This is a genomic window from Yersinia rohdei ATCC 43380 (genome assembly GCF_000173775.1).
GTDB lineage: Bacteria > Pseudomonadota > Gammaproteobacteria > Enterobacterales > Enterobacteriaceae > Yersinia > Yersinia rohdei.
This window is the reverse complement of the sequence record NZ_ACCD01000015.1, coordinates 63299-87122: the sequence shown is the minus strand read 5'-3', so window position 1 is coordinate 87122 and position 23824 is coordinate 63299. Positions and strand designations below refer to the sequence as shown.

Below are 23824 nucleotides of genomic sequence, written 5' to 3'. Positions count from 1 at the left end.
CACCGCCATATTCGAGCAAAAGGCTCTGACGAAAGTCAGAGCCTTTTTCTTTGGTTTCGCATCAGAGACAATGGCTTTATGATTAGCGTCGGTACTTCTCTTTCGCTATGTTATCGCCCAAGACTGAATATGGCATTAGTCGACTATAAACCACTTGATTACGACCTTGTCTTTTAGCCTGATACAATGCTTCATCGGCCATTTTCAGGGCTTTTAACATCGACATTCCTGGTAAATAGAGTGACGCGCCAATGGACATAGTCGCCTTTATTTTCTCTCCACTCGGTAATTCTACCGTTAAATTCTCAACCAGTTGCCGGATCCGCTCTGCAACCGCTGTAATGGTCTGTGGTTCATGGCGGTGAGTGATGATAATAAATTCCTCTCCACCATAACGGCCAACAAAATCCTCATCCCTGATAGCCTCAGTCAAAAGCCGCCCAATTTCTGACAACATAACATCGCCAGCATCATGGCCGTAGGTATCATTAACAAACTTGAAATGATCAAGATCCAAAATCATTAAGCCACACGCCTGGCGGTTGTTATAAATTGTAGTTAGGCGGTAATCAACACTTGCACGGTTATTTAACTGCGTTAATTTGTCGATACTCGCTCGGAACTTCATCGTAAAGAAGGTGTGGATATGATGTTCATTAAAGTTAAGCGCATGATAACAAATAGCTAAACACAGGACAGAAATCAGCTGATATATCATCACCTGAGACCAGTTAAGTGCCTGCGGAACTAATAAACCAGCAGCGACGACTCGGTATATAACGATCAAAACAACGGTGGTGTAAAAAACACGATTATTCTTTTTCTCCCAGACTTTGAAGAGAATAAGAGAAGTAAATATTAGTGTTATTAATAGATTGTCTAGCGTAAACCAACCAGTAAATGCAATATTCACCGCAACGGCAGTCAAACCACTAAGCCAGCCACCATAAAATGTAACTAATATTATCGGGATCAATTCGAAGCTATAGAAGAATGAATCAGAAATAACCCACTGATCTTCATTTAAATAAAGTGAAACTAACCCTGATATCAAACCAAATATTATGCGCTTCCCCACGCCACCATCATAGGAAAAAGTGCTGTTTTTACTTAAGGCAAGATAACTGATGGAAAGTGTTGCATAGGTGACACAGATGTCTCGGTATAATGTTGATAAAGATTCCAATTCATTCATGGTGTAGCGTCAGCTCTTTGAATTTTAACTGCTGATGTTGACCAAAACGAATTTTGCCAATTTAGTGCTAGCGAAACATTATATTTAAGAATGATGTTATTCATTGAATTCCCTAAACATTAAGTACAGATAACAGTCGCAGTTTCCAACCTCATATTCAGCCATAAAGTCGGATTTATTCCTGAACACGGCTATTATGCAGCCTCTTGCTACCCTCCGGTAACAAGATTTTCACTCATTTACTTAATCGCCACCAACCAGTAACATAGGTTCTGGCCCTAATGACATTCAATTTCAGACAGTTGAGGATAAAAATCACCCCTGACTGGGATAATATCTGATTTTTATTTACCGATAGCCGAAAATAGCTTACTAGCAATGCATTGGCTCATAAAAGTCATTTTATAAAATGCAGAGTTATCTACATTTCTGCCAGAGATTGATTTACGTCTAGATCTTGTCGTACAAATTGGCGTATCGTTGTAATCAGCACTTCGAGACGGACCCTTATTGGCCCGCCATTTATTTTGTCTTTTCTTTATTTGGTTTACACCTTAGATGAAAACGCACGGAATTAACGGCATTAGGCCGTTCAGCGCGATTATTGACGCTTGCTGGCGAGAAAAATATACATTTCATAGACTTACTAAAGATATAATTGCCGGCGTCACTGTCGGTATTATTGCTATTCCGCTGGCTATGGCACTGGCTATTGCCAGTGGTGTCCCACCGCAGTACGGCTTATATACCTCGGCTATCGCCGGGATTGTTATTGCTGTCAGTGGGGGGTCCAGATATAGCGTCTCCGGCCCGACCGCGGCCTTTGTGGTAATTCTTTATCCTGTTTCACAACAATTTGGTTTAGCCGGCTTATTACTGGCGACATTAATTTCGGGGATATTTTTACTGTGCATGGGGCTGGGGCGTCTAGGCCGCTTAATTGAATATATTCCGCTATCAGTCACACTTGGTTTTACCTCGGGGATTGGTATCACCATTGCGACCATGCAAGTAAAGGATTTCTTCGGCTTACATATTGAAAAAATGCCGGAAAACTATGTCGGCAAAGTGACGGCTCTAGCGCAATCGCTGCCAACCATAAACCTCAGTGATACATTAATTGCTGTTGTTACCCTAATGGTATTAATTCTCTGGCCACGATTGAAATTAAAGTTACCGGGTCACTTACCTGCTTTGGTTGCTGGTACTGCTGTTATGGGCATCTTGTCACTATTTGATAGTCAGGTAGCCACTATCGGTTCGCGTTTTGGCTATTTACTGGCTGATGGCACCCAAGGCCAGGGTATCCCCCCTATTTTGCCGCAACTTGTCCTGCCCTGGCAGCTTCCGGCCGCCAATGGACAGGAGTTTGTGCTGAATTGGGCCACACTTTCCGCGCTTCTCCCAGCCGCCTTCTCGATGGCCATGCTGGGGGCAATTGAGTCATTATTATGCGCCGTGGTGCTCGACGGCATGACGGGCCAAAAACATCATTCCAATAGTGAGTTGGTTGGGCAGGGACTGGGTAATATGATTGCGCCGTTCTTTGGCGGTATTACAGCCACTGCGGCCATTGCGCGTTCCGCGGCAAATGTGCGGGCCGGTGCCACATCGCCTGTCTCGGCCATTGTGCATGCGCTGCTGGTATTGCTGGCCTTGTTGGTTCTGGCCCCCATGTTGTCTTACTTGCCATTAGCTGCGATGGCCTCTTTGCTGTTGATTGTGGCCTGGAACATGAGTGAGGCCCATAAAGTTATCGATTTACTGCGCCGTGGCCCCAAAGACGACATTATCGTGATGCTGCTGTGCATGAGCCTGACCGTCTTATTCGATATGGTGATTGCTATCACGGTGGGTATTGTGTTGGCTTCACTGCTCTTTATGCGCCGCATTGCCCGCATGACTCGCCTGAGTGAAATACCGGCGCAAGTGGATGAACATACTTTGGTTCTGCGGGTTAACGGGCCGCTGTTTTTCGCCGCCGCAGAGCGCATATTTAATGAGTTACTGAGCCGCAGTGAAAACTATAACACGGTTATTTTGCAATGGGACGCCGTGCCAGTTTTAGATGCGGGGGGATTAAATGCGTTTCTGCGCTTCACTGAGGCGCTAAATGAGCATCAGCAACTCATCATCACTGATATTCCTTTCCAGCCACTAAAGACGCTGGCAAGAGCTCGGGTGCAGCCTATTGAGGGCAAGTTGAGTTTCTATGGCTCTTTGCCAGAGGCCTTAGAGGCTTTACGGGTGAAAAACTAGCCGCGCAAGTGGCAGGTAAGGTTAAATCGTCATTTTACAATCAAAAAAGGCAGCGTAGCTTTCTACACTGCCTTTTTTATTGATAACAATAGCCGAGGATATTTACTTGCTGGTATCGAGCTCAGGGAAGCTCTTCACCAAATCGTCAATTGCTTTCATCTGTACCAAGAATGGCTCTAGCTTATCTAATGGCAATGCAGATGGGCCGTCACATTTAGCACTGTTTGGCTCCGGGTGTGCTTCGATAAACAGACCCGCCAGCCCCACCGCCATTCCTGCACGGGCCAGTTCAGCCACTTGCGCACGACGACCACCCGATGCAGCACCAAAGGGATCACGGCACTGCAATGCATGAGTCACGTCAAAGATGACTGGGTGACCCCCAGTGGCCTTGACCATGACATTGATACCCAACATATCAACCACCAGATTGTCATAACCAAAGTTGCTGCCGCGATCGCACAGGATAACCTGGTCATTGCCAGCTTCTTTGAATTTATCAACAATATTGCCCATCTGGCCTGGGCTGACAAACTGCGGTTTCTTAACGTTAATCACGGCACCAGTGCGCGCCATAGCTTCGACCAAGTCAGTCTGGCGGGCCAGAAATGCAGGTAGCTGGATAACATCTACCACTTCTGATACGGGTTGTGCCTGGCTGGCTTCGTGCACATCGGTAATGATTTTCACACCAAACTGCTGTTTCAATTCCTGGAAGATTTTCATGCCTTCTTCCAAGCCAGGGCCACGGTAAGAGTGAATTGAAGAACGGTTGGCTTTGTCAAACGAGGCTTTGAAAACGTAAGGAATACCCAGCTTTTGGGTCACAGTCACGTAATGCTCGCAGATGCGCATCGCCAGATCACGGGACTCAAGCACATTCATGCCACCAAACAGCACGAAAGGCAGGTCGTTCGCTACGTTGATATCGCCAATGCTAACCACTTTCTGTTTCATACTAATACCTTATAAAGGGTAAACCGAGATTAATTACAGCAGGTTAAGCACAGTTGATAGCGCGGGACTTCAGCGGCTCGCTACTGTGACTCACCCACTATAGAAAAAGAATTAGTGCAATGTCACCCGCTGTTGCTCAATAGAGTGGATCTGCATTTTTATCATTTCAGCAATAGGGTCTTCCGGGCACTGCTCGACAAAATAGCTTAAATCAGAAATAGCAATGTGGTTGCAATCCAATTGGGCATAAATCAAGCCACGGTCACGGATTTCATAGGGGTCATCGGGATCAAAAGCTAATACCGCTTCACTGGCACGCAAAGCCAATTCCATCTGTTTTTCTTCCATTAATGCCGCTTTTAATGTATCAAGCATTTTGCGCACAATCAGGGTATTTTCTGCTTCTTCCAAATCTTCATCTTCCAATTCGGCGCTCAACCCCAGATTGCCCTTGATCCACACTTCCAGCATATGCTCGTTTAGTGTTTCACCGTTCAACGGATTAATCAGCCACATTTCTTCATCTAACCAGTCAGCACGAAGAATTAATTGGGTTGGAAAAATAACCGGCATCAGCGGTAAATCCAACTGATGGGCAATATGCAAGAAAATAACCCCCAGCGATACCGGTGTGCCCTGGCGTTTATCCAGTACTTTATCTAGCCAGATAGCATCAGACAGACGATAAACGCCCCCTGCTCCGCCAAATTTCCATTGGCGGTAAAACAGATCGATAAGCACTTCTAATTGCTGATCCTGATTAAGACCCTCGGGCATTGCCGCCCGTGCATCATCAACCAGCTGTTGCAGTTGTTTACGTACATCAGCCAGTGGAAAATCCTGTCGAATCTCCTGGGTAACCAGTAACACCCCATCACACAGGGACGCGTTGTTAAATTCGAAATCAGCAATGATACTCATAGATATCCCATCAGCAGTGGTAACTTAGTTGTTGCCAGTTTAATTATCAAATACAGGCAACCCAATGCGAGTATAAAAGCAATCCAGCGACGATTCTGGCTGCGAGTTCGCTTACCTAATGCAACATAGCCAAGCAGGATATAGATAATAACGCCAAACAGCTTTTCAGTCAGCCATGTTCCTTGCGGGCTGAATGGATAAAATCCGGTAATAAAAATCAAGACAATACCGCTGACAAACAGCAGCGTATCATTGATATGCGGCGTTATTTTTACCCAGCGTTTATCCATCATAGCCGAACCGCGACATTTCCAATAGAAACGTAATACGAACAGCGTAATACTGATGACCACAGTGAGTAAATGCAAATGCTTCATGGCGATGTAATCAACCCACATGACTTTCGCTTCCTTTTGTTACCCATTTTGCCTGGCATCGCAGTGAGATTAACTGCCATGCCAATGACGTTGGATATCTGTTAATTATTCATCGCTTTTTGTCTATTCAGTACAGAAATTGGGTATTAACCAGAGTTTTCTCAACCTGCGACCCACTGACCCAGTGTAACACGATCATTATTACCATAATCTTTATACGTCATCACCGCGCTAAAGCCCGTATTCTTCAGTAATTTCTGCACGGCTTCCGCTTGCTGCCAGCCGTGTTCCAACATCAACCAGCCACCCGGCTCTAAATAGTCTGGTGACTGACGAACAATTTCAGCTAAATCAGCCAAACCTGCCGCGGGTGCCACTAGCGCACTGTGTGGCTCATAGCGAACATCACCTTGCTGTAAATGGGGGTCATTAGCATCAATATAAGGAGGATTACTGACAATCAGCATAAATTTGCCGTTCACCGTGTCAAACCAGCTACTTTGCACAAAATGCACATTATTTATTGCGAGTTTTTCGCCATTATGGCGGGCTAGCGCCACAGCATCGGCTTTAATATCCACCCCGACGACGGCGCAATCTGGGCGTTCACTGGCTAAGGCCAAAGCAATAGCACCAGTGCCAGTACCCAAATCTAAAATGCGACCTGGTGTGGCCGGTAAATGTGCCAACGCCTGTTCAACCAAGCATTCGGTATCAGGGCGCGGTATCAGTGTGGCAGAAGAAACACTCAGTGGCAGTGACCAGAACTCCCGTTCCCCGACCAGATACGCTATGGGTTCACCCTGCTCACGACGGGCGGCCAATGACTCTAATGCAATTAGCTGCTCGGCGGTGAGCAAAGTTTCACCGAAGGCAAGCAAATAGGTACGCCCACGCCCCGTGACAAAACTCAATAGGATCTCGGCATCGCGCTTCGGGCTGTCACTTTGACTAAAACGGGCTGCCGCTAGCGACAGCCACTGCTGATAATCCATTAGTCTTGCTCAGACAACGCAGAGAGCTGATCTGCTTGATATTCCTGCACAATCGGCTGAATCAGCATATCCAGTTTACCTTCCATCACTTCATCCAGACGATACAGAGTCAGGTTGATACGATGGTCAGTCACGCGGCCCTGCGGGAAGTTATAGGTACGGTTACGATCTGAACGGTCACCAGAACCTAACAGATTGCGACGTTCAGAGGCTTCCGCCAACTGGCGTTTTTGCATTTCTGCGGCACGGATACGCGCACCCAACACTGACATAGCCTTAGCTTTGTTCTTATGTTGCGAACGCTCGTCCTGGCATTCCACCACAATCCCGGTGGGAATATGGGTAATACGAATAGCCGAATCCGTGGTGTTAACGTGCTGGCCACCCGCACCTGAAGAGCGGAAGGTGTCAATACGCAAGTCACCGGCATTGATTTCCGGCATCTCAGCTTCAGGAATGGCGGGCATAACCGCAACAGTACAAGCCGAGGTATGGATGCGGCCTTGTGATTCAGTTTCTGGCACGCGCTGAACCCGGTGACCACCGGATTCAAATTTCAGCCGCCCGAAGACCCCCTCACCGGAAACCTTGGCAATCACTTCTTTATAACCACCATGCTCACCTTCACTGGCGCTCATGATTTCAACTTTCCAGCGGCGGGATTCAGCATAGCGGCTGTACATGCGGAACATATCACCGGCAAAAATAGCCGCTTCGTCACCGCCGGTTCCTGCACGAATTTCCAGGAAACAATCGCGCTCATCATCAGGGTCTTTTGGCAGCAACAACACTTGCAATTGCTGCTCTAACTCTTCACTGCGAGCTTTGGCTTCTTTCAGTTCTTCCTGTGCCATTTCGCGCATTTCAAGATCTTCGAGCATCATTTCTGCGGCTTCGAGATCATCTTGCACACTGCGCCATTCTTTAAAGCAGCGAGTGACATCGGTCAATTGCGCATATTCACGTGATAACGCGCGGAAACGGTCTTGATCGGCAATAACGCTGGCATCGCCAAGATACGCCAGCACTTCTTCGTGGCGCTCTTGTAACGCTTCCAGTTTGGCAACAATAGAAGACTTCATCCGTGGTTTTAAACCCTGTAATTAGAGGAAACTAGTGCTGATCCAGCCCAAGGCTGTCGCGTAATAATTGCAACCGCTCCATATCGCCATCGCTGGCAGCTTGCTGGAGGGATTTGGTGGGCGCATGGATCAGGCGGTTGGTTAGCTTGTGGGCCAATTCATTCACCACCTGTTCTACATTTGCCCCCTGCTCAATGGCAGCTAAAGCTTTTGCTGTCATCTCACTGCGAACCTGTTCGGCCTGAGAGCGGTATTCACGAATAGTTTCGACCGCCCCCTGCGCCCGTAGCCAGGTCATAAAATTCATGCTTTCTTGCTGTACTATTGACTCAGCTTGAACTGCTGCGGCTTGGCGCTGCGCCATATTGTGCTGAATAATCGCCTGTAAATCATCAACACTGTATAAATAGGCATTCGACAGTTTACCCACCTCAGGCTCGATATCCCGTGGCACGGCGATATCCACAAACAGCATTGGCTGGTTGCGGCGGCTTTTCAGGGCGCGTTCTACCATACCCTTGCCGATAATCGGCAGCGGGCTGGCCGTTGAGCTAATAATGATATCAGCATCAGCAAGACGGGCATCAATTTCTGGCAACGTAATCACTTCGGCACCCACCTCTGTTGCCAGGGTTTGTGCGCGCTCGCGCGTCCGGTTAGCGATAATCATATGCTTGACTTGATGTTCACGCAGATGACGAGCTACCAGCTCAATGGTTTCACCGGCACCGACCAACAACACATTCAGCTCAGAGAGTGACTCAAAAATTTGTCGTGCCAGAGTACAGGCAGCAAAAGCCACCGAAACCGCACTCGCGCCGATTTCAGTTTCGGTACGAACCCGTTTGGCCACTGAAAATGACTTCTGGAATAAACGCTCCAGCTCGCCAGACAGTGATTGCTCGCGCTGAGACTCAGCAAAGGCTTTTTTTACCTGCCCCAGAATTTGCGGTTCACCCAGCACCAGTGAGTCTAACCCGCTGGCAACCCGCATTAAATGGCTGACGGCATCATTCCCCTGATGCCAATACAAACTCGTTTTCACTTCATCGGGGTTGAGTTTATGATAATTACATAACCAGGTAATCAGTTGTTCGTGCAGGTTTTCTTGCTGTTCTACGCTGAGATAAAGCTCAGTTCGGTTACACGTAGACAACACGACACCGCCCTGCACCAACGGCTGTTGGAGCAAGCTAGCAAGCGCCTGATCAATCGATTCCGGTGAAAATGTCACACGTTCACGTAGCGATACAGGTGCGGTTTTGTGGTTAATGCCTAATGCAAGCAGAGTCATGAGAACGGCTTAGAGTAATACTGATGTTAGTATGGATTCTCGTCTGAACCGCATTCTACTTGATGCGAGGGATCAATAAAAGTCGCAGTGCATCATCCTAAGTATTATCCCAAATTATGCTCAAAAATTGATTATATGATGTACAAATTAGAACAAGGGATTGACGCTCGGCCTTCAGGTGGTTAGCGTGAGCAACAATTAAACCTTATTAAGCTGCATCAAATTAAGACGCATCAAAACAATTTGCTTTATTATTAAGTTGCTCCATTAAAAACGTGCCGCCAGTGAAAACACCGCGACCGATAGGATTTATACCCATATGCCTCAGTGCAAAACTCGTTTTTATCGCTTACTTCCCTTAGCTACTCTGCTACTAGCGGCTTGTAGCACCACGCCACCATCAGGCCCGGCGACCAGCCCAACGTCACCACAATGGCGTCAGCATGAGCAACAACTACAGCAATTGAGCCAATTCCAAACCCGAGGTGCATTTGCCTATTTATCTGATAAACAAAAAGTTTATGCGCGTTTTTTCTGGCAACAAACCGCTCCAGAGCGTTATCGTTTATTACTGACCAATCCATTGGGTAGCACTGAGCTTGAACTCGTGGTGCAACCCGGTGTGACTCAACTAACGGATAATCAAGGCAAACGCTACGTCAGTGATGACCCGCAAGAAATGATTCACAAGCTGACTGGCATGTCGATTCCACTAGCCAGTTTGCGCCAATGGATCCTGGGGTTACCTGGCGATACCACGGACTTCACTCTTGATGACAAATATCGATTAAAACAGCTTACGTATCAGCAAGATGGGGTAACTTGGGTAGTGGATTATCAGGAATATAATACAAAAGTGACGCCACCATTGCCTAGCCGTATGGAATTGAGCCAAGGCGGGCAGCGCATCAAGCTAAAAATGGATAACTGGACGGTCAATTAACATGGTTATCACTCATCAACATGTTTGGCCATCTCCCGCAAAATTGAATTTATTTCTCTACATCACCGGGCAACGTGCCGATGGCTATCATCAATTACAAACGCTGTTTCAGTTTCTCGACTATGGCGACGAGCTGACTATTGTCCCCAGAAATGATGACCAGATTCATTTATTAACCCCTATCGAGGGGGTGGAAAATGAACAAAATCTGATTGTTAGGGCCGCTCGATTACTGCAACAGCATCAACCCAACCCCGATGCGATAAAAATACCGCGGGGAGCTGATATCAGTATTGATAAATGTTTACCCATGGGCGGAGGTCTGGGGGGCGGTTCTTCCAATGCTGCGACCGTGTTAGTGGCACTCAATACTCTCTGGCAATGTGGCTTGTCTGATGACGAATTAGCCACTCTTGGCCTCACTTTGGGTGCCGATGTACCGGTATTTGTTCATGGACATGCCGCCTTTGCCGAGGGCATTGGTGAAAAATTACAGCCCGCAGAGCCTATAGAGAAGTGGTATTTGGTGGTACACCCCGGTGTAAGCATCCCAACACCAATTATTTTTTCCGATCCTGAATTAAAAAGAAATACGCCAATTCGCCCACTGGCGGCGCTTTTAAGCGCTCCTTACGCAAATGATTGCGAACCAATCGCAAGAAAACGTTTTCGCGAGGTTGAACAGGCTCTTTCATGGCTGTTACAATACGCCCCGTCACGCCTTACCGGAACCGGCGCTTGTGTGTTTGCAGAATTCGACACTGAGTCATCGGCCCGACAGGTGTTAAGTATTGCCCCTGAGTGGTTGCACGGTTTTATCGCTCGTGGTGTGAATGTTTCACCACTGCATCGCGTACGCTCTGGGAAAATTGAAAGCAGTGAGCACAGATAACGATTTACAGCGTTATACCCAATAGATTCCGAGTTGCAGGTTGGCCGCAACTAAATGAGCCCAAAACGTTGAGGTTACTCAATGAGTTAGGTGAATGATGGTAGCCAACAGCCCTGCACCTTGAAAAATGACGGGTAGATGTAAGGCCTAAGTGATGGCCTTACGAACCTTGAGTTCTGAAAATACCTGTCTCACTAGATTGAAAGCCGGTTCATAATGCTGTTTTAGATTTGATGTGTTTTGGCTTTAAATACCCGTATGTATATTGCAGTCAGTATGAACAATCGCCCCTGATTACTGATCTGACGATATCTTCTCTGGACGCATGCCTGAGGTTCTTCTCGTGCCTGATATGAAGCTTTTTGCTGGTAACGCCACCCCGGAACTAGCACAACGTATTGCCAACCGTTTGTACACCAGTCTTGGTGACGCCGCTGTAGGTCGTTTTAGCGACGGCGAAGTGAGCGTGCAAATCAACGAAAATGTACGCGGCGGTGATATTTTCATCATCCAGTCCACCTGCGCACCCACGAACGATAACCTGATGGAACTGGTTGTCATGGTTGATGCCCTGCGTCGCGCCTCCGCAGGACGTATTACTGCTGTAATTCCTTACTTTGGTTACGCCCGTCAGGATCGCCGCGTGCGCTCCGCTCGTGTACCTATCACTGCTAAAGTTGTTGCTGACTTCCTCTCAAGTGTTGGGGTTGACCGCGTTTTGACAGTGGATCTTCATGCTGAACAGATCCAAGGCTTCTTTGATGTTCCGGTTGATAACGTATTTGGTAGCCCAATCCTGCTGGAAGATATGTTGCAGCAGAATCTGGAAAACCCAATTGTTGTCTCACCAGACATCGGCGGCGTTGTTCGTGCCAGAGCTATCGCAAAACTGCTGAACGATACTGATATGGCGATTATCGACAAACGTCGTCCACGCGCTAACGTTTCTCAGGTGATGCACATCATCGGTGACGTTGCTGGCCGTGACTGCGTCTTAGTTGACGATATGATCGATACCGGTGGTACTTTGTGTAAAGCGGCTGAGGCGTTGAAAGAACGTGGCGCTAAGCGTGTATTCGCTTATGCAACTCACCCGATCTTCTCTGGTAATGCGGTTGAAAACATCAAACATTCCGTTATCGACGAAGTGATTGTTTGTGACACTATTCCGCTGTCAGCTGAAATCAAGGCATTGAAAAATGTACGTACTCTGACACTGTCCGGCATGTTGGCTGAAGCCATCCGCCGCATCAGTAATGAAGAGTCTATCTCTGCGATGTTTGAGCATTAATCAATATTAGCCCCTGCGGTGCTATCCGGCCGCAGCTAGCCGCAAGGTTATTGTCGTGATGAACCACTTGGTGGGATTTACGTCGGGGTTGATGACTTTTTAATATTGTTTGAGTCAATATTATTTGAGTCAATATTGTGCGATGAACTAGTCGAAGCAGATTAAGGAAACCCGTTGCAGCAAACGCGACAACGGGTTTTCTACTCTTGATCAATAAGTTCCGAATCAATGAGTTCTTGAGTTAGAGATGCTTGTTTAACTGATTTTTGGCTACTCGATCGTTGAGCCGTCATTTACCCCTCCCTAACATCAGCTCATAGTAAAGCCGAAAAGATAGGTTCCAGATTTGCTGTTTTAGCTGCTGTCACACTGTAATTAATCGCCAATATTCACTGATAATAAATATTAACTAATGACTAAGAGTGACGTTGGTTACGATTGCAGCGCTTATCAAAATGTTTAATCCACCAATAGCGATCTGCCACCGCTTCACGCCCACCAATACGCGCGCCAACCAACCATAACAGTGCGCCGATAAAAATACTCATTACTGCACCATGAGCAAAGAATTGCGGTAAACCAAGTTCGGCGATTTCAGTTAAAATGGAGTAACCTACCCCACCCACCATAACGACCAAACCCAACCCCATCAGCACATTACCGAGCATTGCTGCACTTTTACGTTTCATATGCCACCTCCATTTTGGGTTACCAATAAATAATCACTCAGCGGTGCATCAGGAAACTTGCTTAACGCGATTATTCATGTCCACTTAATAACTAAGTATAGTCAGGGTGGTAATAAAGGTATTGCGTTAGTGATCACAACTGGCAAATATATTCCACTAAATCTTTACATTATTGCGCTTTTTGGCATTAAAGTTGAATTATATAGATTGGTAACTATTCATATAGTAAATCACTTTATTTATAATTTTACCCAAAGCAACTGACGGTGTTGGTTAAAAACAAAATAAACCTGGGTTTTGTTATTACGGGCTATGACAGGTAAACTGTCGTACTTTGATTCCTTTAGTAATAGTGAATGACGACGTGAGCAGTATTAAATTAATCGTTGGGCTGGCAAACCCGGGCGCTGAATATGCCCAAACCCGCCATAATGCGGGAGCCTGGTATGTGGATTTATTGGCTGAACGCCATAATCAATCACTGAAAGAAGAGAGCAAATTCTTCGGTTATACCGCGCGGTTAAATCTGGCAGGTCAAGATATTCGCTTGCTGGTACCCTCTACATTTATGAATTTAAGTGGCAAAGCGGTTGCAGCAATGGCCGGGTTTTACCGCATTTTGCCAGAAGAAATTTTAGTCGCGCATGATGAGCTTGATATCCCGCCTGGGGTGGCAAAAATGAAACTGGGCGGCGGCAATGGCGGCCATAATGGCCTAAAGGATATCCAGAGCAAACTCGGTAATAATCCTAACTTTTACCGCTTGCGTATAGGTATTGGCCATCCAGGTGATAAAAGTAAAGTTACCGGTTTTGTACTCGGCAAACCGCCAGCCAGTGAACAAGCCTTAATAGATGACACCATTGATGAGTCTATCCGCTGTACCGAAATATTGCTGACCGAAGGTATCACTAAGGCCATGAATCGCCTGCATTCCTTTAAAGCCGGTGCATAGAGATTCACCCTGTTCCCCAGTGAGATAACCTGCACTGGGGAGCTTATTTTTTATTTCTTAATTGGAGTGGCACAAAGCATTAATACCCTGTTGCCCCTCGCCCGTCAGCACAACCCCCGCAATAATCACCCTCACCCGGCCAAGAAAATGATTACTCGGCGCATCATATTCACCCGCAATATCTTGAAGATCATCAGTACAGAATAGCGATGTCCAGTCAGTGGCCTTTTTCTTATTTTCGGCTACTGAATGGCTACGTTCGAATTTATCGTTTAAAGAGCTAAATGTCAGTTGGATGCTATCAAAGTCTTCATAAATCGTGTTTTTTTTGTAGCCCACATACTTTAGGCTTTTGTCAGACTTACTTTCTATTTGTACGCCATATTTATCAATCAATTGGGAGAAAGTTGGCTCGGTTGACTCAACATTTGACGTCAAAAGCCACATACCAGCAACGCCAATCCCCCCTCCCAACAGAATGACTAACAGCCATTTAAACACACTCATTTCCATGGGGATTATCCAATTTTATAGTGTAAATCCTAATGAGTTATTATCGGACGTTAATCAGAAAACTTAAGATAGTAGAAGCGTGATCCCCGACACAGAGTTAGAAAAATCAATTACCTATCCGCTATAACAGCAAAAGTAATTATCGCAACGTAAGAGCATGATCGAGATAAATCGTCATTACGTGTATAATGACGGCATAAATTTTGATTACATTGACCTGTTAAGCCTAACAAGTTGATTTTTAAGTTATTTAAGGTGATATAAAACATGGGATTCAAATGCGGTATTGTGGGCCTGCCTAATGTTGGTAAATCCACCCTGTTCAACGCGTTGACACAAGCGGGCATCGAAGCAGCTAACTTCCCGTTCTGCACCATTGAACCCAATACGGGTGTGGTGCCAATGCCGGACCCGCGTCTGGACCAGTTGGCCGAGATAGTTAAACCTCAGCGCATATTGCCAACCACTATGGAATTTGTTGATATCGCTGGTTTGGTTAAAGGCGCGTCCAAAGGTGAAGGCTTGGGTAACCAGTTCCTGACTAACATCCGCGAGACTGAAGCTATTGGCCATGTAGTGCGTTGTTTTGAGAATGACAATATCATCCATGTTGCTGGTAAAGTTGATCCAGTAGATGACATTGACACTATTAATACTGAACTGGCGCTTTCTGATCTGGAAACCTGTGAACGTGCTATGCATCGTGTACAGAAGAAAGCTAAAGGCGGTGATAAAGACGCTAAAGCCGAACTGGAAGCACTGGAAAAATGCCTGCCTCATTTAGAGAATGCCGGCATGCTGCGCGCATTGAATCTAACTGCAGAAGATAAAGCGGCCATCCGTTATCTGAGCTTCCTGACACTGAAACCTACCATGTACATTGCTAACGTCAATGAAGATGGCTTCGAAAATAACCCATATCTGGATAAAGTTAGGGCTATTGCTGAGGCGGAAGGTTCAGTGGTTGTCGCCGTTTGCGCCGCAGTTGAATCAGATATCGCCGAGTTAGAAGATGAAGACCGCGCTGAATTTATGGCAGAGTTAGGTATTGAAGAACCCGGTCTGAATCGTGTTATCCGTGCTGGTTATGAGTTACTGAATCTGCAAACCTACTTCACCGCGGGTGTTAAAGAAGTTCGCGCCTGGACTATCCCAGTGGGTGCAACTGCTCCACAAGCCGCCGGTAAGATCCACACCGATTTTGAAAAAGGCTTTATCCGGGCACAAACTATCGCCTTTGAAGACTTTATCACCTACAAAGGTGAGCAAGGCGCGAAAGAAGCCGGAAAAATGCGTTCAGAAGGTAAAGAATACATCGTAAAAGATGGCGACGTGATGAACTTCCTGTTCAACGTCTAACTCAAATTTGTTGTCTTATGAGGTTTCATTAAATCGCATGAAGACTGACAAAATCCACGCAATTGCGTGGATTTTTTTTATTTCATAGAGTCTCAATTCATCTCGTGAAAGCGCAGTCAAAAATGAGTGCAATAAAGGTCTAATAAATACGCAATGGATTCACATCAGTAAGAAGAAAAGCGGGCTTGATGATAAAAAGGTCAGGAGCCTTGCGGCCTGTCATTGACCAAAAACCCTCTCCTTGTGAGAGAGGGTTCGCGGGAAGGGATTAATGTACTTGCTTGTCATCTACAAAAATATGGTGCATGGAACGTGCACGCGGGTGGATAAAGAAGTGCCCTTTTGGTGCAGAATCAGTGCTAAACGGTACCAGCTTGAGGTTGGTCGCCTTCAAGCGTTTATCATGCAGCGCATAGATAATGAACGGGATAGACAGCACCACCAGGAAACACACCACCAGCATAATGACATACATATGGTCGGCTTCTACCCCTGCCAGACCTGAAGGCGGGAAGAACGAGACCACAAAGGCAACCATTGAAGTCAACAAACCTAGGGTAGCGACAGTCAGCTTGACCATTTTGCCACCCGGAATATTGAACACACGCTCATTTTCCGGCTGCTTGCGTACCAGCTTGATGTAGCCCAGGAACAGCAGGAAGTAGCTGCACAGGTAGATTACTACGGTCAACGCCAGCGCAATCAAGAAGGACATATTGCTGCCACTCCCGGTATTGGTCAGGACGATTAGCGCGATAGAAGTAATGACCAGTTGCGAAATCACCAGTACTACCGGTACGCCATTCTTGTTCATTTTGGCAAAGCGAGCAGGCAAGATCCCTTGTTGTGCAGTGACCAGCATGCCGCGAGATGGGCCAACAATCCAGGCAGCGATTTCTGCCAACACGCCCAACAGCAGCAGTGCGGAGATGACGCGAACAGCCCATTCAAATTGCGGACCGAAATGCGAGATAAGTACGCTGAAGGTTTGCATCACACCGGCAGAAAGGTTGATTTCACCCTTAGGGATAACCGACGCGATAGAAAGCCCGCCAATAGAACTTAGACAAATCGCCGCCACCATCAGCAACAGTATGGCAAGTGGATAATCACGGCCTGGGTTTTTCATCTCGTTGACGTGAGTCGCAGAGGCTTCAACGCCCATGTAGCTCAGGATAAACGCTACGAATACCACCAGAGTACCCATCTGGGTAAAGTCCGGGAAGAAGGTAGACGCGTTCATTTCGATGGCCAACGGCGCACCGGAATGCAGATAGCTGACGGCCAAGATAACCAGGACCGCCGCAGGCAAAAGAATGCCGGCAAAGAAACCAATCTTGGCAATGCGCGCGGTATTTTTGGTACCACCAAACTGGGTTAGTGCCAGGCCCCACAGGATAACCAATGCCGCGACGGTTTTAATCACCGGATCTTCGTTCAGCTCAGGCCATTTTAAGATATAAGACAGCGCCCCCAGCACAAAATACAGCATCGGAATGAAACCGATGGCAATTTGCAGATAGCCAAAGGAGATGGCGGCAAAGCCCCACTTCTCACCCAAGGTTTTCGACACCCAGGTAAACACCCCGCCTTCCTGCCAGCCTTTTACCGTCGCCATCTCGGCGGCACACAGGCCGACGGGGATGAACCACAGAAACCCACCTAACAGCAGGAAGAAGATCAAAGAAAAACCCGATGTTGCAAAGGTCGGGTATTCATAAACGGCCATCACCATAGAGGCGGTAATGGCAAAAAAGCCTAACAACGTTAGTTGTTTTGGAACGGCGCTTTTTTCTGTGCTCACCATAACGATTCTCCTACCGGAAGAGATGGCTCTTCTCGGCGAATTTTAGTGGAAAAAAAAGCGGGGCTGGCACAGTCGCCGCCCCGTTAAAAAGAAAAATCATAGTCTTAGCCGTGATTGAAGCCACTACCTACCTGGGCTGACACCGGGTTGATGACCGGGTGATTCTCGAATTCAATCAGCGCCCTTTTGATGTCTTCGATCAACAGGCAACCAAGGTCATAGCTCACGCCGTGACGTACCAGGATGCGTTGAATGACCAAATCCTCACGGTGCGTTGGCATTGAATATGCCGGGACCTGCCAGCCACGAGCACGCAGTTTTTCCGCCAAATCATAAAGAGTGTAGCCACCAATCGCCGAATCGTCTTTTAGTTTCCACGCCAGCGCCGGAATGCCCTTATCACTATCGCCATCAAACAGAATTTCAAACGGCCCCAACTTGCCAATCTCTGTCGCCAGATGCTGAGCCGTGGCGTAGCAAGCATTGTGGATTTTGGCGTAGCCTTCACGGCCAAGGCGCAAGAAGTTGTAATACTGCGCCACAATCTGGCCACCAGGGCGTGAGAAGTTCAGCGCGAAGGTTGGCATGTTCCCGCCAAGGTAGTTGACGTTGAAAATCAGCTCTTCAGGCAAATCGGCCGCCTCACGCCATACCACCCAGCCGGCACCCAGCGGGGCCAACCCAAATTTATGGCCAGATGAGTTGATAGACTTCACCCGAGGCAGACGGAAATCCCACTCCAGTTCTGGCGAGCAGAAGGGTGCGAGGAAAGCGCCGCTGGCCCCATCGATATGCATCGGGATATCAAGACCGGTTTCCTGTTGCAGACGGTCTAACGCATCACTCACTTCTTTGACCGGCTCATACTGGCAGGTGAATGTCACACCCAGCGTCGGTACGACACCAATGGTATTTTCGTCAACGCGCTTGAGCACTTCTTCCGCGTTCATGATCAAACGATCGCCTTCCAACGGGATTTCACGCAATTCAACGTCGAAGTAGCGAGCAAACTTGTGCCAGCAGACCTGCACCGGGCCACAAATCAGGTTCGGTTTATCGGTAGGCAGCCCCTGCTCGGCCCGCTTTTTGCGCCACTGCCACTTCAGCGCCAACCCGCCCAGCATCGCGGCCTCCGAAGAACCGATGGTTGAACAGCCAAGGGTGCTATCCGGCGTTGGGGATTTCCACAGGTCGGCCAGCATTCTTACGCAGCGGGCTTCAATTTCAGCCGTCTGTGGGTATTCGTCTTTATCGATCATATTTTTGTCGATCGACAAATCCATCAGTTCGCGAATTTCGTCATCCACCCAGGTCTGACAGAACGTCGCCAGGTTCTGGCGTGAATTACCGTCCAGCATCAGTTCATCGCGGATGGCATTAAAGACATTACGCGGATTACGCTCGGCAGTGGGGAACATGGATTTCGGCAACTCACTCGCTAAATCGGCTGAACCATAAACATCATCATTTTCATTATAAGTTGGAGTAATATTTGTCTTATTCATAATAGTTAACCTTAAATAGAATAATAATTTAATAAATAAATTCGATATATAAGACAGCGTGGATTTAACTTTTATTTGAACGCTATATTGTCTCAAAAACTTGTGATAATATTAGAAGGAATAGCATCACAAAGATATAAGAGCAATTGGTAAGTGCTGTAGGCTCTGGACTACGTCTGTAGGATGGTTTAATCAGGCGGTTTATTGCGCGGTAATTGAGGACTTAGAAATGCTGCGGTGCAAAATTCTCGCTATTTGGCAATTCAGGTACTTCTTATAACTATTTATGGCGTCAGGATCCTCAATCGCCTCACTTATTTTAAGCATCTATTTCACAACGGGTTATTCGTAAGTCTGTAGGTAATTGTCTTCAGTGTCGCGATTTCCCTGCCATTATCGGTTGGTCAGGGTAATAATCGCCACGTTTTTATTGATTAAATCACAGGAGAATTTTTCTAATCCGGCATACATGGAGCGGAATAAAACTTTGTGCTCGCCATTCTATTTTATCAAATCAGATAACTCGCCATGCAGAGTATTTACCGACCCTTCAATTATTGCAATACGTGAGAGCTTAGCCGCATGAAATTATTAATATCCTGGAAAGCGACCCGAGCCATTTAAGGTCTCCTAACTCATTGTTAGACTTATTTGCTATGGTGCTAGAATTGGGAATTAATAACAGACGCACAATAAGCGGCTACTTATTGTGCGTTGTAGCGTGGCGCAAACTGAGTGCCTGCAACGTCGCCATATCGACAAACTCGCTGAGCGCAAGAAAAAAACCTGCCCCCGTTTTAGCATGCACTCACCCAATTTTATTACGGTTGGCGAAAGCAAGCAGATCGGCCAACGAGCCACAGCCGAGCTTCTCCATTAAACGCCTTTTATAGGTACTGACCGTTTTATTGCTGATAAACATCGCCGCCGCGATCTGCATATTATCTGCACCGCTGAGGAGGAAACGCAGCACCTTGATCTCTTGGCTGGAGAGCGATGCCAGCATTTCCTGTTCCAAAGAGAGGCTATCGACAAAACCGTTAATTGAGAATGGAAAATAGCTATAGCCATTCTGGGCGGCATGCACTGCGGCGATGATATTGGCCATCCCCTCTTTTTTACTGATAAAGGCATTGGCCCCGGCATCCGCACTGCGCTTGCCGTAGAACAGATCGTTTTTGGCGGAAACCACGATAATTATCTGGCTGAACTGCTGTTTTCTGAGCTGTTCAACCACCTCAATGCCGCTCATGGTGGGGATATCCACGTCAACTATTACCATGTCAGACTGATGCAGCGCCACTTGTAGCAGCGCCTCGGCCCCGTCCCCTGATTCGCCAATGACATTAATCCCTTCACTTTCCAACAGGTTCTTAATCGCCATACGTGCCAGAGGATGATCGTCCACAATGAAGGCATTCAAGGGCTGGGCTTCACTCATCGTTGTTTCCTTAGTTATATAAAAAATACTCGGATAGCGTTGGGTTGCGAGGTTTATTCACTCGTTCTCTAGCTTAGAATTTCAAGCTAGCTACGCGCGTATAGCATAACTCACTTTACCGTTCTAATCCCCTCACCCCTCGCCCACAGGAAGAGGGCGCAGCCCGGAGTCGTCATCAGATTCGGTGTTAATTGCGGCCCTGAACAAGAAAGACAAGTACAACAGGGATAATTACCTCAATCCTGATGGGCAGTATGCAGAACTGATCTATGTTTGCCTAGGTAAGTATTGAAGAAGCCTGGGCAATAATTATGCTGTATTCCAGATAGATATCGCCCACACAGTAGCCTTATATTACTTTCTGGGCGTTCAAATACTCTGCATGAGCATTTTCCTTCCTTTACTTTTCCTTCGAGCACAACTTCACTTATCAATAATGACTCTATGACTTCTTAAACCCTACATTTTGGATCTGGCAGCATCATCTGGCGACGCCTCTATCCATAGGCCTTTCCTATCCTAGTTTGATTGCTGTAACGTTTTATTTTTTCGTATTTTTTGTTTTTCAAGCTAGAGTAACTAACTAAAATTGAAATAACCTAATCACAGCGATTTGAATAGGCCTGTTTATCACTAATTGAAAATGGGCGATTAGCCTGAGGAGTATTTTATGAATATAAAAATCAGTATTTCTGATGCAGATAAGAATGCACTGTCTGTAGAAAAGTATGACGCTTATGTCGCCGAGTTGAGCGCGAGAGTCGAGGAAATCTACCCTGAAAGTGAGTTACTTATCGTCAATGATAGTGATGTCACTTCTTGTACTGTGAGTGGTTTCCACGATAATGAAACGGTGCATCAGGTCGTCCATGAGCTACAACTCGATGTTGCGCAGAATGGTTATTGGCGCAAATAATCATGAACGGTTGGCTCAGTGCCAGCCTTTCAGATTATAAACCGTCACTTTTATGCCCATTATAATTTTCGGTACTTCAGTGTGATAGCAACTTAAGTAACGCAAATTATTTTGGGTATCTGTGTTCAATGAAAATTGACCTCTGTTGCCGCATTTTCCAGTCTCATTTTTTCTTTTTTAGGAGGAAAAAACGTGTCTACGAAACACGGGGTTATTCACTCGTTTTAAGCCATTATATTACCCAAGCACAAGCAGATAACATGCACTGCAAGCGGCCAATAGCGCGATGGTTAGTCGCACTATTTAGCTTGGTTTTGATACTTTATGATTACTTAAGGAGCCGATGTGAGCGATTATGATGTCTTCCCCGAACAGCGGCAGTCTATTATCCATCAGATGCTGACTGAAACAGGTCGGGTTGTCTGCGCAGAGGCGGCTCGCAAACTTGGCGTTTCGGAACACACCATACGTCGGGATTTGCAAGAACTGGCCAGAAAAGGCTTGTGTAAAAAAGTCTATGGCGGGGCTGTCAGTCAACTAAAACAGTCGGCCAGTTTCGACACTCGCATGTCACAAAACGTGCAAGAAAAATCACAACTGGCACAAAAGTGTGCCCAATTGATAAGACCAGATTCTTGCCTTTTTATTGATGCTGGTTCTACCTACCTGGCCATGGTGGAGTTCATCCCTGATGACCTGGAACTGACTATCGTCACAAACTCTCCGCAAATTGCAGCGGCGGCCTGTGGGCGAACTAAAGGTGAGCTGATCCTGCTTGGTGGGAAGGTCAATGCACTCACTGGCAGTACACTTGGCTCTGAGCCGGTTAACCAAATCCGGGGCATGGTTTTCGATCAGACATTTATTGGCGTTTGTGGGCTTGACCCTCAGGCCGGGCTGAGTGCTGTTTACTATGAAGATGCTTGTTTTAAAAAAGAAGTGCTGGCGCAAAGCAATGAAGTCATCGCCGCCGCCACAGAAGACAAAATCTCACAAGTGGCAAGATATAAAGTCGCGACCTGTGAGGATATTGACATCATGGTGGTTATCAAAGGGGCAAAAATTAAAAAATTTCTCCGGTGTCAGCATGCATATCGAGCTTGCGGAATAAGCCGTTGTAGTGACTCGCTATTATGCTGCAAGAAGGCACGTTTACCCTGCCTTCTTGCACACAAATTTACTGACGAAATATCTCTTTCTGCCCAATATGATTAGGATTGAAGTGAGAGCAATCGACAGATGGTTTTTTGCACCGCACTCTCATCATTTGTCCCCGTAATGTAATTGGCGGCAGCTTTTGTCTCTTCAAATGCATTTCTCATAGCAAAGCTGTACTCCGCTTCGGCCAACAATTCGATATCGTTATAACCATCACCAAAGGCCATGGTTTCTTGTCGACCAACTTGCAGAATTTCTTGAAGTTTCTGTACCGTCGTTCCTTTATGCACGCCATAATCGGCAATGTCGATCCAGGAAGCTTCCGACACAACGATGTAAACATCATTGTCAAAAGGAACTAAGCCCAGACGGGTCTGAGGACAGTGACCCTTTTCATCATAGACGGTGATTTTGACGAAATCGCTTTGTAGGGAAGCCAAATCCTCAACCTGTGTAAGGTTGGTATAGGAATTCCGGATTTTATCTTTCAGCCGTGCTGGAACATTGGCAGAGATTATCGCCCCTTCCGGGGTGCAGGCGATGACCACATGGTGAGGATTGATTTCTTGTAACCGGTTAATAATACGCAGACCTAGCTCATTGCGGATCAAAGACTGAAATAGATATTCGCCGTTATATTTAATGCGGGTGGCGCTATCACCCACAATCCAGAGATCTCGGCTAAATTCACCAAACAACTCTTCAACTCTTTCACATTGCTTCCCCGTGCAAGCCGCAAAATGAACGCCTTTTTCAGCCATCAGCATTCCGACTTTAGCAAATAATTCCCTATCATAGTCTCCCTGACTATTCAGAAAAGTGCCATCAAGGTCTGTGATAATTAGCTTTATCATTCTGTCACCGTGAACATGGTTAGGTTGATGTTCTACTGCCGTTACCAGAGGCATGATGACCAGAAGATTCGACAAATGGTCAAGTCTCGCTCGATATTGCATCATTGTGCAATATACTGTTAATTCTGTCGACAAAAAGCACTAGAAAACTTTCAAAAGACTTTAAATCAACATTTAATCCATTGATTATGACTAACCAGCATAAGATCTTATTTCAAACATTGCACAATCGAGCACAAAAAAGCATAATTAATATCCGATTGTCGAACTCTGAAGGATTTCACATGACTGCTTCCTTACCTGATGCAGGCTTTTTGCATCAACTCGCAGCTAGCACCGCCACCAGAACCACACCATCCTGGGTGAGGAGTTTGGCCGCACAGGTGAATCTGTAGTCGCGCTAGTACCTTGTTCATCAGAG

At 46.6% G+C, this 23824-nt stretch carries 21 protein-coding genes; 8 read left to right on the top strand and 13 right to left on the bottom strand.

From position 1 onward, the window contains the following. Nucleotides 1-82: 82 nt before the first annotated feature. The gene (locus tag YROHD0001_RS06955) at nt 83-1195 is read right to left on the bottom strand and encodes a GGDEF domain-containing protein (protein WP_004715201.1); all 1113 of its coding nucleotides are present in this window, start codon (nt 1193-1195) and stop codon (nt 83-85) included. Between the two features lie 558 nt (nt 1196-1753). On the opposite strand from YROHD0001_RS06955, the gene dauA reads away from it, so the two are divergent. After that, nucleotides 1754-3454 carry a C4-dicarboxylic acid transporter DauA gene (gene dauA / locus YROHD0001_RS06960; RefSeq protein WP_004715200.1) on the top strand — a complete coding sequence of 567 codons (1701 nt, stop codon included), beginning with the start codon at nt 1754-1756 and terminating at the stop codon, nt 3452-3454. A gap of 102 nt (nt 3455-3556) precedes the next feature. Here the strand turns inward: dauA and kdsA are convergent, their stop codons facing one another. From kdsA to hemA, 6 genes are all read right to left on the bottom strand, one after another. Further along, complete coding sequence (gene kdsA / locus YROHD0001_RS06965; RefSeq protein WP_004715199.1) at nt 3557-4411, bottom strand: 3-deoxy-8-phosphooctulonate synthase; 855 nt, start codon at nt 4409-4411, stop codon at nt 3557-3559. A 111-nt stretch (nt 4412-4522) separates the two neighbouring features. Further along, nucleotides 4523-5332 (bottom strand): invasion regulator SirB1, encoded by an 810-nt coding sequence (sirB1, locus tag YROHD0001_RS06970; protein WP_032817111.1) that lies wholly within the window; start codon nt 5330-5332, stop codon nt 4523-4525. Further along, complete coding sequence (locus YROHD0001_RS06975) at nt 5329-5730, bottom strand: SirB2 family protein (RefSeq protein WP_004715197.1); 402 nt, start codon at nt 5728-5730, stop codon at nt 5329-5331. The genes sirB1 and YROHD0001_RS06975 overlap by 4 nt, the downstream gene beginning before the upstream one ends. A 140-nt stretch (nt 5731-5870) precedes the next feature. Further along, nucleotides 5871-6704 carry a peptide chain release factor N(5)-glutamine methyltransferase gene (gene prmC, locus YROHD0001_RS0118065; RefSeq protein ID WP_032817110.1) on the bottom strand — a complete coding sequence of 278 codons (834 nt, stop codon included), beginning with the start codon at nt 6702-6704 and terminating at the stop codon, nt 5871-5873. After that, a complete protein-coding gene (gene prfA, locus YROHD0001_RS06980; RefSeq protein ID WP_004715196.1) occupies nt 6704-7786 on the bottom strand; it encodes a peptide chain release factor 1 in 1083 nt (360 codons plus the stop codon). Before prfA ends, prmC begins: the two co-directional genes overlap by 1 nt. Before the next feature lie 31 nt (nt 7787-7817). Beyond that, a complete protein-coding gene (hemA, locus tag YROHD0001_RS06985) occupies nt 7818-9080 on the bottom strand; it encodes a glutamyl-tRNA reductase (protein ID WP_004715195.1) in 1263 nt (420 codons plus the stop codon). A gap of 319 nt (nt 9081-9399) precedes the next feature. Between hemA and lolB the strand changes: the two genes are divergently transcribed. The 3 genes from lolB (at nt 9400) to prs (ending at nt 12206) form a co-directional block, all read left to right on the top strand. Continuing rightward, complete coding sequence (lolB, locus tag YROHD0001_RS06990) at nt 9400-10023, top strand: lipoprotein insertase outer membrane protein LolB (protein ID WP_004715194.1); 624 nt, start codon at nt 9400-9402, stop codon at nt 10021-10023. Nucleotide 10024: 1 nt separating this feature from the next. Beyond that, a complete protein-coding gene (ispE, locus tag YROHD0001_RS06995; protein ID WP_004715193.1) occupies nt 10025-10915 on the top strand; it encodes a 4-(cytidine 5'-diphospho)-2-C-methyl-D-erythritol kinase in 891 nt (296 codons plus the stop codon). Nucleotides 10916-11258: 343 nt separating this feature from the next. Beyond that, on the top strand, nt 11259-12206 hold the full coding sequence (gene prs / locus YROHD0001_RS07000; protein WP_004390739.1) for a ribose-phosphate diphosphokinase: 948 nt from the start codon (nt 11259-11261) through the stop codon (nt 12204-12206). Between the two features lie 416 nt (nt 12207-12622). Here prs and ychH read toward each other — a convergent pair whose 3' ends face one another. Beyond that, entirely contained in the window at nt 12623-12895 is a 273-nt protein-coding gene (gene ychH / locus YROHD0001_RS07005; protein WP_004715191.1) for a stress-induced protein YchH, read from the bottom strand. Nucleotides 12896-13259: 364 nt separating this feature from the next. On the opposite strand from ychH, the gene pth reads away from it, so the two are divergent. Next, the gene (gene pth, locus YROHD0001_RS07010) at nt 13260-13850 is read left to right on the top strand and encodes an aminoacyl-tRNA hydrolase (RefSeq protein ID WP_004715190.1); all 591 of its coding nucleotides are present in this window, start codon (nt 13260-13262) and stop codon (nt 13848-13850) included. 57 nt (nt 13851-13907) lie between these two features. Here pth and YROHD0001_RS07015 read toward each other — a convergent pair whose 3' ends face one another. Next, nucleotides 13908-14363 (bottom strand): hypothetical protein, encoded by a 456-nt coding sequence (locus YROHD0001_RS07015; RefSeq protein ID WP_004715189.1) that lies wholly within the window; start codon nt 14361-14363, stop codon nt 13908-13910. 267 nt (nt 14364-14630) lie between these two features. Between YROHD0001_RS07015 and ychF the strand changes: the two genes are divergently transcribed. After that, nucleotides 14631-15722 carry a redox-regulated ATPase YchF gene (gene ychF, locus YROHD0001_RS07020; protein WP_004715188.1) on the top strand — a complete coding sequence of 364 codons (1092 nt, stop codon included), beginning with the start codon at nt 14631-14633 and terminating at the stop codon, nt 15720-15722. Nucleotides 15723-15990: 268 nt separating this feature from the next. Here the strand turns inward: ychF and gadC are convergent, their stop codons facing one another. The 3 genes from gadC to evgA all read right to left on the bottom strand — a co-directional run bounded on the left by gadC (nt 15991) and on the right by evgA (nt 20457). Beyond that, a complete protein-coding gene (gene gadC / locus YROHD0001_RS07025) occupies nt 15991-17529 on the bottom strand; it encodes a glutamate/gamma-aminobutyrate antiporter (RefSeq protein ID WP_004715187.1) in 1539 nt (512 codons plus the stop codon). A 104-nt stretch (nt 17530-17633) separates the two neighbouring features. Next, a complete protein-coding gene (gad, locus tag YROHD0001_RS07030; protein WP_004715186.1) occupies nt 17634-19034 on the bottom strand; it encodes a glutamate decarboxylase in 1401 nt (466 codons plus the stop codon). Nucleotides 19035-19842: 808 nt separating this feature from the next. Then, on the bottom strand, nt 19843-20457 hold the full coding sequence (gene evgA, locus YROHD0001_RS07035) for an acid-sensing system DNA-binding response regulator EvgA (protein WP_032817117.1): 615 nt from the start codon (nt 20455-20457) through the stop codon (nt 19843-19845). Between the two features lie 688 nt (nt 20458-21145). Here evgA and YROHD0001_RS07040 point away from each other — a divergent pair. Beyond that, nucleotides 21146-21391 (top strand): DinI-like family protein, encoded by a 246-nt coding sequence (locus tag YROHD0001_RS07040; RefSeq protein ID WP_004715184.1) that lies wholly within the window; start codon nt 21146-21148, stop codon nt 21389-21391. Nucleotides 21392-21736: 345 nt separating this feature from the next. Beyond that, entirely contained in the window at nt 21737-22606 is an 870-nt protein-coding gene (locus YROHD0001_RS0118060; protein ID WP_081452054.1) for a DeoR/GlpR family DNA-binding transcription regulator, read from the top strand. On the opposite strand, the gene YROHD0001_RS07045 is transcribed toward YROHD0001_RS0118060, so the two are convergent. Continuing rightward, entirely contained in the window at nt 22603-23403 is an 801-nt protein-coding gene (locus tag YROHD0001_RS07045) for an HAD-IIB family hydrolase (protein ID WP_032817108.1), read from the bottom strand. The genes YROHD0001_RS0118060 and YROHD0001_RS07045 overlap by 4 nt on opposite strands. Between the last annotated feature and the right edge of the window lie 421 nt (nt 23404-23824).

Bases quoted from the DNA above. Each gene is read 5' to 3' on its own strand.
- YROHD0001_RS06955 (WP_004715201.1), bottom strand. From the start codon at position 1,195: ATGAATGAATTGGAATCTTTATCAACATTATACCGAGACATCTGTGTC.
- dauA (WP_004715200.1), top strand. From the start codon at position 1,754: ATGAAAACGCACGGAATTAACGGCATTAGGCCGTTCAGCGCGATTATT.
- kdsA (WP_004715199.1), bottom strand. From the start codon at position 4,411: ATGAAACAGAAAGTGGTTAGCATTGGCGATATCAACGTAGCGAACGAC.
- sirB1 (WP_032817111.1), bottom strand. From the start codon at position 5,332: ATGAGTATCATTGCTGATTTCGAATTTAACAACGCGTCCCTGTGTGAT.
- YROHD0001_RS06975 (WP_004715197.1), bottom strand. From the start codon at position 5,730: ATGTGGGTTGATTACATCGCCATGAAGCATTTGCATTTACTCACTGTG.
- prmC (WP_032817110.1), bottom strand. From the start codon at position 6,704: ATGGATTATCAGCAGTGGCTGTCGCTAGCGGCAGCCCGTTTTAGTCAA.
- prfA (WP_004715196.1), bottom strand. From the start codon at position 7,786: ATGAAGTCTTCTATTGTTGCCAAACTGGAAGCGTTACAAGAGCGCCAC.
- hemA (WP_004715195.1), bottom strand. From the start codon at position 9,080: ATGACTCTGCTTGCATTAGGCATTAACCACAAAACCGCACCTGTATCG.
- lolB (WP_004715194.1), top strand. From the start codon at position 9,400: ATGCCTCAGTGCAAAACTCGTTTTTATCGCTTACTTCCCTTAGCTACT.
- ispE (WP_004715193.1), top strand. From the start codon at position 10,025: ATGGTTATCACTCATCAACATGTTTGGCCATCTCCCGCAAAATTGAAT.
- ychH (WP_004715191.1), bottom strand. From the start codon at position 12,895: ATGAAACGTAAAAGTGCAGCAATGCTCGGTAATGTGCTGATGGGGTTG.
- YROHD0001_RS07015 (WP_004715189.1), bottom strand. From the start codon at position 14,363: ATGGAAATGAGTGTGTTTAAATGGCTGTTAGTCATTCTGTTGGGAGGG.
- ychF (WP_004715188.1), top strand. From the start codon at position 14,631: ATGGGATTCAAATGCGGTATTGTGGGCCTGCCTAATGTTGGTAAATCC.
- gadC (WP_004715187.1), bottom strand. From the start codon at position 17,529: ATGGTGAGCACAGAAAAAAGCGCCGTTCCAAAACAACTAACGTTGTTA.
- gad (WP_004715186.1), bottom strand. From the start codon at position 19,034: ATGAATAAGACAAATATTACTCCAACTTATAATGAAAATGATGATGTT.
- YROHD0001_RS07040 (WP_004715184.1), top strand. From the start codon at position 21,146: ATGAATATAAAAATCAGTATTTCTGATGCAGATAAGAATGCACTGTCT.
- YROHD0001_RS07045 (WP_032817108.1), bottom strand. From the start codon at position 23,403: ATGATAAAGCTAATTATCACAGACCTTGATGGCACTTTTCTGAATAGT.